We start from the raw sequence: 12584 nt of genomic DNA, 5'->3' as shown, positions 1-12584 counted from the left end.
AGCCGATGGGGCCTGCGTGGAAAACCGACACATGGGGCATGATTGTTCCACCACGGCGGGCAGCATCGAGGACGCGCTTCTTCGACACAAAGTGGATGCGCCGCGCAACAACCACCGCGCGTTGACCTTTGCCAATTTCACTCTGGCTACTCCAGAACTTTGAGCCCGTTGGCTACCCGCTGGCGGCTTTTTTTGCCACCGGAGCATTTCGTCTGGAGTTCCGGAACAATTCGTCATCGACCCGGGTTCATCCTCTGCCAGCTGTCCCCTCAACTGCTGCCGATTAGATATCCCTGATCAGCCCACTTCTCCCCTACAAGGAAGACGTCGGTGAGGTTGAGCACTGTCTCTCAACAGAAGGAAAGGAAATCACGGACTGGATCAAATCAAGGCAAATGGCTGCAGTTCAAGGTTAAGGCCGAGGAACAATGGGGCAATCTCACCCGACGCCGGAACAGAAAGGTTCGTTTCGAGTTCATATTCAGCGCATAGGCGCTGCACGCATGCGGGTCAGTAAGGAGGAACCATCCATGGGTCTCGGCACAATTCTGATCATCGTTTTGATCCTTGCTCTGCTTGGCGGCTTCAGCGGCCTCGGCGGCGGCCCCTTCTATGGTACCGGCTACTATGGGGGCGGCGGCCTCGGTTTACTGCTGATCATTGTCATCATTCTGGTTGTCCTCGGACGTCTCTAGCTCATCAGCCAGCGATCCCTGAGCTTGCTGAAATGGAATGCAACCACAGTGGGGGCATTCCGCTAAAGGAAGGAGGTCGTTATGGCCAAGTTCCGCTTTGAGACCGTCGAATTCGGCAAGACTAAGACTTTCGACGAAAGTCTTGCCAGCGCAGACCTTGCCAGCCCCCGAGCAATCGAAATTTGATGGCGACCCCTTCAGGCTGTTCAATCAGGGTTTATCGATTTCGAACGCGTTAGCAAAAAATTCCTCACGTCTCCAAGCTGAATGTTCCCTTCGTATGCTCCAACGCAGATGGGGTGGCGAAGTTTCTTCGACGGACTTAAAATGGCTGAGCGTGAAGACTGGAAGATTTCAACACCAAGACAATGTGCAAACGGTTGATGGCGAAGGGCTCGGGAAGTCCCGCCGTGCAGCGCGATTGAAGCAGCCCTAGGATGTCCCCCTATCCAGGAGGCTATCCATCGGACTGGACCGAGGAGACTGGAGTTACCAGGCTTTGGCACACACCGGAGGCCCCGAATGACAAGCATGCGCGCCACAAGCATGCCCGTCTCACGCCTCTGCGTGAGAGAAGGCACCTTTTGCAAAGCCTGTGCGGTGCGGGCGTATGGTGTCTTGGCCAAGAGTGGCGCGCCGGGTCGAGCGCTATAAGACCGAAGGCCGGGCTGGCATGACGGACTGTTCCTCGCGGCCTGCCCTTATGCCACAGGTCATCGTCGCATTACGGGACTAGAAAACCCCGAGAAGATTGATAAACCGCTGTTTGCAATGGAACATTAGCCTTCGCGAATGGTTTGTTTGAGGAGCGCTCATATGAAGCGGCGCGCACTCAAACCGCACGAGGTACGTCATGTTCTATAAGCTCCTTGCTACCACCGCACTCGCCACGTTCATCGCATCCGGTGCCTATGCAGGCAATGTGATATCTGCTGCAACCGCTGCCCAAAATGTTGCTGTCCAAGCTATTCCTGATGGCAAGCTGGTCTCGAAGTTCATGGGAGTGGAAGTCTACAATGGCACCGGCGACAATGCCGAAGATATCGGCGAAGTAAATGACATCCTCCTATCGAAGGACGGCACAGCTAAGTTTCTGATCATCGGCGTCGGTGGCTTTCTCAAGGTTGGTGAAAAAAATGTCGCTTACGACTTCGATAAGGCCCGGTGGGCCGAAAAGAACGGCAAGCGATGGTTGGTCATCAGCGCGACTAAGGAGGAACTGACGGCCCTGCCCGCATTCGACACAAAGGCATACGATGCCTCCCTTTCGACCGCTTCGACCAAGCCCGCGACGCCGACCGTGACGCCGGCGCCGGCGACCTCGGCACCAACGGTCGATAGGACGACACTCACTGAAATGCCGATCGACAAAATCCGCGCTGAGGATCTGATTGGCACAACTGTCTATGGTGCCGACGATGCGAATGTGGGCAAGATCGGGGATGTGGTGCTGACCGGTGACAAGAAGATTGATGCGGTCATTATCGACGTCGGCGGATTCCTCGGCATCGGCGCCAAGGAGGTGGCTGTCGGCTTTGAGAAACTCAAATTCATGACAGACAAGGACGGTAATAAATATCTCTACACAAATTTCACCAAAGACCAACTTACGGCGCAGACCGCGTACGACAAGGGCACCTATGTGCAGTCGCGGGATAAACAGCGCCTGATCGTCAAGTGAGTTCGTCAAGGCGAGCCCGCGAACTTTGGTTTGCGGGCTCATCTCGATTCGATTTCAGCGTCTAAGTTGAGCGGTTCGAATCGGCAGACGAGTGATCAGCGGAACGAGATACCAAAGGACAGCAAGCTTCCTCCAACCAAGATGGCGCCCACCCTGCCAATTCCCTACTATGGAAGCGGCACCGTGACCGCCACGTAAAAGTCAGTCGCCACGCCGAGCAGGATCGGCGCAAGCGCGGCTGCTATGAAGGCAGCGGCTGCTTTTCTGATTGGCACTGATACGACATGAAGTTCAGATACTGTAATTGGCTTTATCAAGCGCGGCTTAAGCCGACAGCGGACGGAAGCAAATCACAGGATTCGAAAACGGTCGTCGGAACGAAACGCCCCTCAAGCAATTGTTACTTCGTCTCAGCGTTTTATTAGGAGGAGCTCATGGGACGCGGTATCTTGCTATGGTTGCTCGGGGTTCCGATCCCCATCATCATTCTGATCATGCTCTTTGCCCGTTAGGGGGTGGAAATGCAAACGATCCTTTCACCGACCGACGTCTCGCCGGTCACCGAATCTTCGTCATCGGCTGGATCGAGCGCCTCCGCCACAACCTTCGCGATTTCGACCGCTGCCTGGCTTGTCGTGGTGCAGTGGCTATCAGCGGGTGTCGGCGGCTATCTTACCGGTCGACTGCGCACCAAATGGGTGAACGTCCACACCGACGAAGTCTACTTTCGTGACACCGCTCACGGCTTCCTCGCCTGGGCCTTGGCAACGTTACTGGTTGCCGGTGTTCTCGGCACGGCTCTTTCCTCAGCGCTGGGTTCGGGTGTGCAAGCAACTTCCACCGTGGCCCCTGGCGCCGCGGTGGGACCTCCTCAGCAGCGAGCAGCGTGGCACCCCTAACTGATAATTTTCTCGGCTATTTTGTCGATACGCTGTTTCGGCCAACAGATACCGGAACAGTAGCCGCAGCTGGCCAAAACGATGCATCAGCCATCGGACAAGCAACACGCATCTTAATCACCAGCTCCGCAAGCGGCCAGGTCTCAGCTGACGATAAAACCTACCTGACGCGACTGGTCGCTTCCCGCACTGGTCTGTCGGAGACGGATGCGAAGACCAGGGTCGACACTGTTCTTGCCAACCTTGAGGCTGCAAGAAACAAGGCCAAAGCAACCGCCGACACTGTCCGGAAAGCCAGCGCCAGTTTCGCGCTGCTGGGCGCCCTGTCGTTAGTGATTGGGGCGTTCATAGCAAGCGTTGCTGCAGCGGTAGGTGGGATGCAGAGAGACGAGGAGGAGGCACTGTTTGCTCGCAGCAACGACGTTCAGCATCCGGAATCCTCAACTGTCACCTCGACACCGGACATAACCGCGGCGAAGTCATCATCTCGCGCATGGGTTTGGTCGGCGGAGTTAGGACGCGATCACTAGGAAGCTTGACCGCGGCGAGGAGAAGCGTGCGAGCCCCGGCAGGATTTCGACGGCTCGCTGCGCACCGCCAATCGTCGGCTCTCTTCCATCCGAACTAGAAATTAGGTGGATAGCTGAAAGATCATCACCGTAGCTGCAGCCGCCATGATAGCTGTCGCAACCCATCCCGTCAGCCGCATTGCCAGTGGCACGGTTGTCTTGCCCATCACATCCCGTCGAGCCGTCATCAGCATCATAACTGCCATCACGGGCACAGCCACCATGCCGTTGATCACTGCGCTCCAGTAGAGCGCCTTGATGGGATTGATCGGCGTGAAGTTGAGACAGGTACCGGCCAGCGTCGCTATCGCAATTGTCGCGTAGAACGCCTTAGCCGCCAGCGGCTCGCGTTCGAGGCCTACAGGCCATTTGCGCGCCTCACCAAGGGCATAGCCGGCCGAGCCTGCCAAAACCGGAATGGCAAGCAGCCCCGTTCCGATAACACCGAGCGCGAAGACAGCAAATGCAAACTCACCGGCGACGGGACGCAATGCTTCAGCCGCTTGGCCGGTTGTTTCAATATTTGTGATGCCCTTGGCGTGAAGGGTCGCGCCGGCTGTGATCATAATCGCGAGGGCGACCAGGTTGGAAAACGCCATACCGACATAAGTATCCAGGCGGATGCGATGAATTGCATGCTGCGCCTGCGCTGGCGCCTTCTTGAGCGGCTTGCGGCCAGGCTTGGCCTTTTCGTCCTCCACCTCTTGGGAGGCCTGCCAGAAGAACAAATATGGACTGATTGTGGTGCCGAAAATCGCGACAACGGCTGTCCAAAACGACGCGTCAGCCGAGAACCGCGGGATGAGCAGACCTTTTGCCACTTCCTCCCAAGGGACCTGAACGAACATCACCGTGCCGAAATAGGCGAACAGTGAGACCGTTAGCCATTTGAGTATCGAAACGTAGCGGTGGTATTTCAGAATGACCTGGAGCCCGACCGACATGACCCCGAAGACAACAACGTAAAGTACAGCCGGGCCGCCAACGATAAGCTTCAAGGCGTCTCCCATGGCTCCGAGGTCAGCTCCGATATTGATGGTGTTGGCTATAAGGAGCAGGGCAACGACCGCCTGAAGCAGCCAGTTGGGGTAATAGGCTCGCATGTTGCCGGCGATGCCTCGCCCCGTCGTGCGGCCGATGCGTGCGCTGATCTCCTGGATTAACGACATGAGAGGGTAACTGAACAGCATCGTCCACGTCAGGGCGAAACCGAATTGCGCGCCGGCCTGTGAATACGTGGCGATGCCGCTTGGATCGTCGTCGGAAGCTCCGGTGATAAGGCCGGGGCCAAGCACATCGAGCAACCTAGGCTTGGCGCGACCGAATCCAGGCTTCGTAATTTTCGTGGTCAAGTCTCGCGTTCCCAAGATGCCCTCAGTCCGTCAACGACCTGACCAGAAAAAGGCTCCAGCGCTAGAATCATTATAGTAGGATTTGCTAAAAGAATGGCACGGGAGGTCGGCCTCGGTGAATGGTGGATCATTGAATGGCGGAAGAGCATCCCGTTTCAATGCGCACAAAAAAGCACGGATCAATGCGTTGCAGTCTTGAGCATCCTGCTCGAAGCGGGATCGCCCGTGCAGAGCATATTGGCCAAGCAGATGGACCGCAAAGAGCCAGACGGGTACTACCGCAGTTGCGATCAGACCGAGCAGGTGCGATGGAAATCCGTTTCCGTGCTGCCTCAGAAACTTATCAACATAGTCGCAAGTCGGGGAACGCAGGCGTTGCGTTCAATCAGACCTGGTTTGGATTGGCGGGGAAGGCCCAGGTTCCGGCAGCGCATCGTTCTCGGCCGGATCGAAGGCGCCATGACGGCGATCGCCAAAGCCAGCGTTCCCGGCTTCTCATTCGCCCACATGAACTCATCTGGCGATCCGCCGACGGCATGAACACACCAATAGCCGGCGGTGCCTAATGCCCAGCTTGTCGTCGTATTCGTCTTCTCGTCTCAGCCCGGGGGACGAGTCTCAAATATTATGCGGATAGGGAACTCCCGGCTTCTCTCCGGGTTAGAAAATGCCCCAACGGGTCATTTCAAACAAGGAGGACACAACGATGGCAACCACCAAGAAGGCAAGTGCCAAGACCAAGGGCCTTGAGGATCTGTTCCTCGATGGGCTCAAGGATATCTACTATGCTGAGAAGAAAATTCTGAAGGCCTTGCCGAAGATGGCCAAGAACGCGGATGACGAGCAGGTCACCGCGGCCTTCGAAAAGCACCTTGCGGAAACCGAAGGCCAGGTAGAACGGCTCGAGGAGGTTTTCGAAATCCTCGGCGCGCCTGCGCGCGGCAAGACCTGCCCCGCCATCGACGGCATTCTGGAGGAAGGATCGGAAATACTCGATGAGTATAAAGGATCGACGTCCCTGGATGCCGGGCTCGTCGGCGCGGCGCAGGCTGTCGAGCATTACGAGATCGCTCGCTACGGCACGTTGATTGCTTGGGCCACCACCCTTGGCAAGGATAACGTGGTTGAATTGCTAAACGCGACCCTCGAGGAAGAGAAAGCTACCGACGAGGCCCTGACGTCACTGGGTGAAGGCGGGGTGAACGACCGGGCGGCCGAACTGCAAGCAGCTTGAATTGCGGCCGGTTTTTCCATGGCTCCGGCGTGGCCGCCGGAGCCATTTTTCTTCTATGGCCGGATCGCTACGCGGAGAGAATCCCTACTATCGAATGACCTTCAACACATTAGTGGCCAGGCTAACAAGCGTTGAACCTCTTGGGCTATGAAGTCCCTGATTGAATCGGTCGCGATATCTGCAGCTTCACACTGATCCGATGGGAAGGATCAGGTACGCGCGGCGCTGCAAACATACGCTGGCTGGAAATCTCTCATCTTTCTAAAATCTGTTCGAACCTGCACTGCCTGGGGGCCTTGTCGGGGCGCCATCGCTTTCGAAGTCATGCGGCGAGCTTTGCTGAATCCATCCCATTGTAGTCGGCCCAGGTCACGGTCTTTTTCATGACTTGAAGGCACCATCAAGCTTGAAGCGAAGATCGTAATGCAGCCGCATGGCCGCATGTTTCTGAATCCGAAGTCGGCTAGATTTGGCGATCGAGCGTTCGCCGCAGGAGGGGTCCATGGCTGGAAAGTCATCAGAGATCCAATAATTACTCGCCTGCGCTAAGCCGTCCAGTTGAGGAGCGAAGTAGCTTCGCCGCAGCAATTAGCTTCGTGCGGCTGCCGCCATACCTGTTGATTAGCTCGTGGACTTGGGTTGTGGTAATGCCGTTCTGCCGTGCAAGTTGCCTAACCACATAAGCTTCACTGCCCGAAATTCGGTCCCGGTCGCGAGGATAAAGGTTTGCCGCATCGGCCGTCATGCGTAGTCTCCCGTGCTCACGCTATATCTTCGCCAACGCAAGAGTTGCTATTTAGTTGCCGCTCATGTGCACGCTGACGGTACGTCTGGTGCGCGCAAGCTGGGAGCATCTGCGGTTGCATTTTTTCCCGCCGATGGAACTTTCGGCCGGCGCAAATCTTCGTTTGCCGAAGGTGTCCTCGACCCTCGAGGTGGCCGGCGAGGGTTATGTAAAGAGGTGTTCCCCGATGCCCTCAACCTCAATACGCAAAACCGAATATGATCCTGACAAGCGAGTCCTGTCTGTGTGGTTTGTGGCCAGCGGCAAACGGTATGAGTTTGAGGGCGTGCCGCCTGAAATCTTTGCCGAGTTCCGTTCCGCTTTTGCCAAGGGCCGCTATTTCAACGAACATATTCGCAATCGCTTCCGATATCGTCTGGCCGATAACAATTCTGGATGATCTGCTCGGAGCACCAGTTCGCCGGTTTGCGGCTTGGTTTTCGGCCATTTAAGGTGAGCGCAACCGACAGGCAGTAAGTTTTTCAGTCGTCATGATTGGCTTTCGCAAGGGCTTCGGCCTCATGGACTAGACTCGGCCAGGAACCATGGCCTCCTCGCTTGGACGACTCCAGCCGGGCGGGTCTGTTCTAAGTCATGCGAACCAATTTGGCCTGGCTCGGGCTTCCATGTTTCTCTTTAATCGGAGTCGCTAGCGCACCTCATCTCGAAGAGCCGTCGTCGTGCGCGCAACGGGCGTCCAGTCAGTAATCGCATCGGCATCGACGGTGATCAAACCGCCAGCCTTCAAGGTGACCTTTTGGGATTCTGCATCGATTCGACTGACCTTCCCTCTGAGCTCAAGTTCGTCGCCCGGTTCGGTCCTCTTTGGTGCTGGCATCGAATGGGGAAAGGCATAGGACGGAATGCTGACACTTGCTCGCGCACCATCTAGCATTCTAAGCACGGTCACGGTTATCGCAACTTCGTCGCCTATGCTGATGTCCGTAACTTTCCAAGCCATAAAGAGACTCTGGGGCGGAAATCCTAGTCGTCAAGGGACTGCTAATATTCCGTCGGTGAACTGCAACAAAAAGCTTATCCGCCCGTTTTCACACGCCAGGTCACACTGGCTACTCCAGACCTACTCCCGCCGGCTGAAGGTCGGCGGGTCTTTTGATAGCGCGGAGAAGCGATGCACGCGTTCCTTTCTCCAGTCCATGTGAGGTCCGATTTGCCAGGCTCGCGCCAACGGATCGAACACGTTGAAGGAGCCGCCGACGAACTCCTCAAATGGGCAAAACGTGGCCCCAGATGGCACAAGGCGATGACCCTTTGCAGTTCTGCTTTGGAGGGCGATCCCATTGATCCGCAGATAATACGAAAGGCCTTCGCGGCTGCAGCTAAGGAAGCACAGATGTTGCTCCCTTCCGATTAGGTCGCTTTGCCTGATATCGGCAGCTGCGTTTTGCACCTGCGGCGCGACGTCCCGCAAACCTGGCGGATCGTGCCTGCTGATCAGCCCGAATGCCGGTCAGCCCGCGTTGCGGGTCTCAACGTTTGGCCGGTTCACTTGCCGCAACGGCGGCGTGCGGTTGCGGAGTGTTTGGAACGTTTGAGCCGGCTGAAGCTTTCTTTCCCGAAGCAGCCTCTCCTCTTAGAGACGGTGGGCAAAAATGTCAGCAGCAGGATTCGTGTTGGTCTATTTTTTGGGCTTTTCGGTCGAGATTTTTTCGCAGGTATTGTCCCGCTGCTCACATGCCTTTTGATTTTCAATGTTGTGTTCAGGCACAACCCAAACCGCTAGCAGCGGATTGCTGCTGGCCGTCGCTTGTGTCGCTGAGTCAAACCGGATGCGCGGGGATCAGGACTGCGCCACCTTCGCTGCAGGACTTCCGGAGCGGCAGTAGGTTCCTCTACCCATGATATCGGATCGTTAATCCGACGATGCGACCATCGCCCCAGTCCTGCTGGTGACGACGCGAAACAGGGCGCCGGGAAATCAAGCCATACCGGCCAAGAGATCGATGAATAAATCGGCAAAGCCCTCGAAGCCTTCATGCACGGCGTCGCATTGTGGGTGTCTCGCCTCCTCTGATGGACAAGGCGATGCGGCTTGCTCCTGCTACCCCCTCGGCTCTACAGCTCACGCATTCACAGGAGCGACCGCATCGCGGGAAGAACGGGACCAAGGAGCGCCATTTGGTCCCGCGAAATCGTGGAACCACCGCGCTTCGAACAAGCTTCAATCGTTGTCGCCGTTCTAGGCAACCTCAGTGCCACATTCTCTCCCTGAGCCATTTGAGAAATCTGTTTTCAGCGATTGTCCGGCGGACTCTAGCGGCAGCCCATTGCCCTCTTATCGTGGTCCCGACATGGCAACTGCAGACGATGTCGTGCAATTCCCAGTCAGACAGTTCGAAGAAGCGCTTTGCTTCGCCATAGGTGTCATCCTTCAGGCCGACCGCACGCAGTACCGGATCCTCGAAGGCCACTGTGATTGGTGAGCCCTCACTGCGTGCTGCGTCGCGGGCTTGCCCCTTCAGATGCTCAGTGCCAGTCAGCGCTCCCAAGCGTCGCTCGGGATGTTCGTCTAGCAACTTTGCCCAGCGCTCGATGCGCTGTTGCCGGGTCATGATCGGGTATGTCGACAAGGGTTCCACTTCTGCGATTATCTGCAGTTGGCTTAGGGTTTGGTGTTTCATGATCGGCTCCTTTTGATCGAAGTCCCTTCTCACAAAAATTATCGCACCACGACGCGCCGACAAGGCCGGGTAGGGCCGCTTCTCGACGGACAATCGCGATTGCCAAATTTTGACGAGTATTGCGCATTGCTCCGCCGCTGCCGACGCTCGAACCGTACAGATCAGGGGTGATCGATCCCGCTAACCAGCCGAAGGCTTCCCTGTTGAACCTGATCGATGGCAAGGAGTAGTGAGGCTAGCGTCGGCGACACCTCGGGTTCGACCGTCAGCCCAAAGAGCTTCTGTACGGGACGACGATTGTCCTCTTTGCGTATCAACTCTCGAAGAGAGTCAGCGACGGTGTTGTGACCGGCCTTGTCGCGCTTTGTCATCACGCTATCCCCTAGTCCTTCCCCGTAATTCACTAGCCGAAAAAGGGTTCCATACTGGGTCAGAATATTTAGTAGAAATTTCTGAGCGAGGACCAGATACGTTCCTCAGTTCGACCAAATAGGCGCGAGCGGGACAATCGCCAGACGTCGAGCGGATGCCCCGGCCGTCCCCTCCCCAAGAGATTGCGGTCTCACGAAAGAGCCTTGAAAAACCTGGTCTTCGGCTCTGTCGTGCACCAGTTCCAAGTACAGCCAGGCGCTTGTGGTCATTGTACTAATGGCCGGGCCAAACTCACCCTGTAGCCGGCGTTTCTGGAACGGCGCCAACGACTGGAGGCGCTGTCCGGCATGCATGGACGCCAACCTGCTGAGAGCTCAGACTCCGCACCTTCACCGACATCGATCGCCTCGCGCAGCATCCGTTCGGCATGGACTGGCTATCGGGGCGTCTCTGTCATCGGGCAGTAGGGGGTTAATGCCCTGCAAACTCGTATGATCTATCTGTGAGTATCGGGACGATACCATTCACTTCGGCCGGTAACGTATCGGGCCGCACATCGTCGACCGAGAAGTTTACGACCGATGATGCGGCGCAGAAGGCAGCTCGACAGCCTTCGGCGCCGCCGACATCAGCTCCCGCCATTGATCGCGATGCGTTTCGCCTGCGACTGCGCTTTCGCCGTCTTTGGCAGCGTGACCGTCAGGACGCCGTTTTTGAAGCGAGCATCGGCCTTGTCTTCCTCGACTTCGTGGCCGAGCGGAACGCGGCGTTCGAAGCGGCCGTAGAAGCGCTCTGAGAACTGCCGATCCTTGTCCTCCGTCTCAGAACGCTTTTCGCCCTTCAGCGTGAGCACGCCGTCGTCGAGCAGGACTTCTATGTCCTTCTCCTCCATGCCGGGCACCTCGGCCGTGACGCGGATTTCCTTCTCGCCATCGGAGATCTCGACGCGGGGCCAGCGACCACCATTGGCGGAGAACCTACTCAGCGCCGGCAATCCTCCGTCGAAGCCACGGAAGACATCGTCGAAGAGGCGGTTCACCTCCCCGTGCAGCGACAGGAACGGATCGCGTTCGTCGTCCCCGAACGGGCTGGGAACCTGGCTGCGTTCCCGGCCAAAAGGAATGAGATCACGTACACTCATTTTGCGTCTCCTTTCGTCGTCTTTGTCATTCACCCTTTCGGGCAAAGCAGCGCCGGACGCTCTCGTCCGGCTGCGATGAGCCTTGATCCGGATCGCTTCAGGCAGCGTGCTTTTCAGCCGTCGCCCTCGCAGCGTTGGGCTCGATCCTGGGCTCAGCGTCGACGCTTCCGATCTCGATCCGGCGCGGCTTCATCTCTTCTGGAATCTCCCGCTGGAGATCGATCGTCAGCAAGCCGTTCGCAAGGCCGGCGCTTGTTACCTTGACATGGTCGGCCAATTCGAAGCGACGCTCGAACGGCCGCCCGGCAATGCCACGATGCAGATAGTCGCCATTATCCTCCCCGGCTTTTTCGCCGGCGACGACGAGCATGTTGGGTTCATGCACGATGCTCAATTCGTCCTGACTGAAGCCGGCCACTGCCATGGTGATGCGGTAAGAGTCCTCGCCGGTCCTGGCGATATCATAGGGCGGCCAATTGTCGATGCTTGGCGTCCGGCTCGCGTTCTCGAGCAGGTCGAAGACGCGGTCGAAGCCGATGCTCGACCGATAGAGCGGGGAAAAGTCGAATGCGGTTCTCATAGCCATATCCTCCATTGGGTGAGCAACATGGGGTACGAGGAGCGCCAAGGATGCAGCTCCCTGACCTTGCCGGCCCTTCGGGCGCCGGCGAAATCGATTTGGGAATTCGATCGCCGAGCGTCAAGAGGGTTTCCACACATGAATCGCGCTACCGGAACATCCTTCTTGTGATGCGCATTATCCTGCCACCGGCAGCGTCAGTGTCCGCTCTTCACCGATGCTTGCAGACCGACGACCAGGAGATCGATCATGCCTTTGACAAGGGAAGAAGTCATATTGGTTCTTGGGCCATCCGATGAAACGCTCGTTGCCGAGATCATAGCGACCGGCGCTTCTCTTGAGGAGCTGCGGGAGGCCTGGGCATGGCTCAATGAAGACGAGGCTCTCATGGGTGAAGGACGGCGTTTGCCCGGGACGCGCGTCGCGAGCCTGATCGATCTGCTGGATACAGAGGACGAAGAATGAAGTTGGACCTTGTCGGTGATCCCGACACTTGCCGGGTGTCTTGACACTCGGGAAAGCGAACCATCTCGATACTAGACCTGCGCCGATGGCGCCGGTTGCTTACTCGCAAAAAGACGACGAAACAAACGGTGGAGGTAATGGATGACGTCCGGTTCCCCGATCCTGTTATC

At 57.1% G+C, this 12584-nt stretch carries 13 protein-coding genes and 2 pseudogenes; 9 read left to right on the top strand and 6 right to left on the bottom strand.

The annotated features are described in order from the left end of the window. The first annotated feature begins 530 nt into the window (after positions 1 to 530). The 4 genes and pseudogenes from EN935_RS00395 to EN935_RS00380 all read left to right on the top strand — a co-directional run. Entirely contained in the window at positions 531 to 695 is a 165-nt protein-coding gene (locus EN935_RS00395; RefSeq protein ID WP_127262181.1) for a DUF3309 family protein, read from the top strand. Between the two features lie 546 nt (positions 696 to 1241). Beyond that, positions 1242 to 1404, top strand: a pseudogene (locus tag EN935_RS00390) (leucine zipper domain-containing protein); the annotation flags it as partial. A gap of 144 nt (positions 1405 to 1548) precedes the next feature. Next, positions 1549 to 2376, top strand: a complete 828-nt coding sequence (locus EN935_RS00385) for a PRC-barrel domain-containing protein (protein ID WP_127262182.1) — start codon at positions 1549 to 1551, stop codon at positions 2374 to 2376. Between the two features lie 521 nt (positions 2377 to 2897). Further along, positions 2898 to 3682 (top strand): annotated as a pseudogene (locus tag EN935_RS00380) (hypothetical protein); the annotation flags it as partial. Between the two features lie 224 nt (positions 3683 to 3906). Here EN935_RS00380 and EN935_RS00375 read toward each other — a convergent pair. Next, positions 3907 to 5196, bottom strand: coding sequence for a divalent metal cation transporter (locus EN935_RS00375; RefSeq protein WP_245468588.1), 1290 nt, complete (start codon positions 5194 to 5196; stop codon positions 3907 to 3909). A 93-nt stretch (positions 5197 to 5289) separates the two neighbouring features. Here EN935_RS00375 and EN935_RS40575 point away from each other — a divergent pair, with 93 nt between their 5' ends. The 3 genes from EN935_RS40575 to EN935_RS42870 all read left to right on the top strand — a co-directional run bounded on the left by EN935_RS40575 (position 5290) and on the right by EN935_RS42870 (position 7614). Next, complete coding sequence (locus EN935_RS40575; protein ID WP_164757507.1) at positions 5290 to 5736, top strand: hypothetical protein; 447 nt, start codon at positions 5290 to 5292, stop codon at positions 5734 to 5736. Between the two features lie 166 nt (positions 5737 to 5902). Beyond that, complete coding sequence (locus tag EN935_RS00370; RefSeq protein WP_109670938.1) at positions 5903 to 6430, top strand: ferritin-like domain-containing protein; 528 nt, start codon at positions 5903 to 5905, stop codon at positions 6428 to 6430. Positions 6431 to 7239: 809 nt separating this feature from the next. Further along, positions 7240 to 7614: a KTSC domain-containing protein gene (locus EN935_RS42870; protein ID WP_348629867.1), complete on the top strand. Its 375-nt coding sequence runs from the start codon at positions 7240 to 7242 to the stop codon at positions 7612 to 7614. Between the two features lie 249 nt (positions 7615 to 7863). Here EN935_RS42870 and EN935_RS00355 read toward each other — a convergent pair whose 3' ends face one another. Further along, entirely contained in the window at positions 7864 to 8175 is a 312-nt protein-coding gene (locus EN935_RS00355) for a hypothetical protein (RefSeq protein ID WP_109670944.1), read from the bottom strand. A gap of 171 nt (positions 8176 to 8346) precedes the next feature. On the opposite strand from EN935_RS00355, the gene EN935_RS00350 reads away from it, so the two are divergent. Beyond that, on the top strand, positions 8347 to 8589 hold the full coding sequence (locus EN935_RS00350) for a DUF982 domain-containing protein (RefSeq protein WP_127262184.1): 243 nt from the start codon (positions 8347 to 8349) through the stop codon (positions 8587 to 8589). Positions 8590 to 9424: 835 nt separating this feature from the next. On the opposite strand, the gene EN935_RS00345 is transcribed toward EN935_RS00350, so the two are convergent. The 4 genes from EN935_RS00345 to EN935_RS00330 form a co-directional block, all read right to left on the bottom strand. Next, complete coding sequence (locus tag EN935_RS00345) at positions 9425 to 9856, bottom strand: hypothetical protein (protein WP_127262185.1); 432 nt, start codon at positions 9854 to 9856, stop codon at positions 9425 to 9427. A 161-nt stretch (positions 9857 to 10017) separates the two neighbouring features. Continuing rightward, on the bottom strand, positions 10018 to 10227 hold the full coding sequence (locus EN935_RS00340) for a hypothetical protein (RefSeq protein WP_127262186.1): 210 nt from the start codon (positions 10225 to 10227) through the stop codon (positions 10018 to 10020). A gap of 629 nt (positions 10228 to 10856) precedes the next feature. After that, entirely contained in the window at positions 10857 to 11369 is a 513-nt protein-coding gene (locus EN935_RS00335; RefSeq protein WP_127373121.1) for an Hsp20/alpha crystallin family protein, read from the bottom strand. 97 nt (positions 11370 to 11466) lie between these two features. Then, complete coding sequence (locus EN935_RS00330) at positions 11467 to 11949, bottom strand: Hsp20 family protein (protein WP_127262187.1); 483 nt, start codon at positions 11947 to 11949, stop codon at positions 11467 to 11469. Between the two features lie 249 nt (positions 11950 to 12198). On the opposite strand from EN935_RS00330, the gene EN935_RS00325 reads away from it, so the two are divergent. Continuing rightward, positions 12199 to 12414, top strand: coding sequence for a hypothetical protein (locus tag EN935_RS00325; RefSeq protein WP_127262188.1), 216 nt, complete (start codon positions 12199 to 12201; stop codon positions 12412 to 12414). Positions 12415 to 12584 lie beyond the last annotated feature (170 nt).

This window comes from Mesorhizobium sp. M7D.F.Ca.US.004.03.1.1 (genome assembly GCF_003998635.1).
GTDB classification, from domain to species: Bacteria; Pseudomonadota; Alphaproteobacteria; order Rhizobiales; family Rhizobiaceae; genus Mesorhizobium; species Mesorhizobium loti.
The sequence above is the reverse complement of the archived record's forward strand: the minus strand, read 5'-3'. Positions and strand labels throughout refer to the sequence as shown.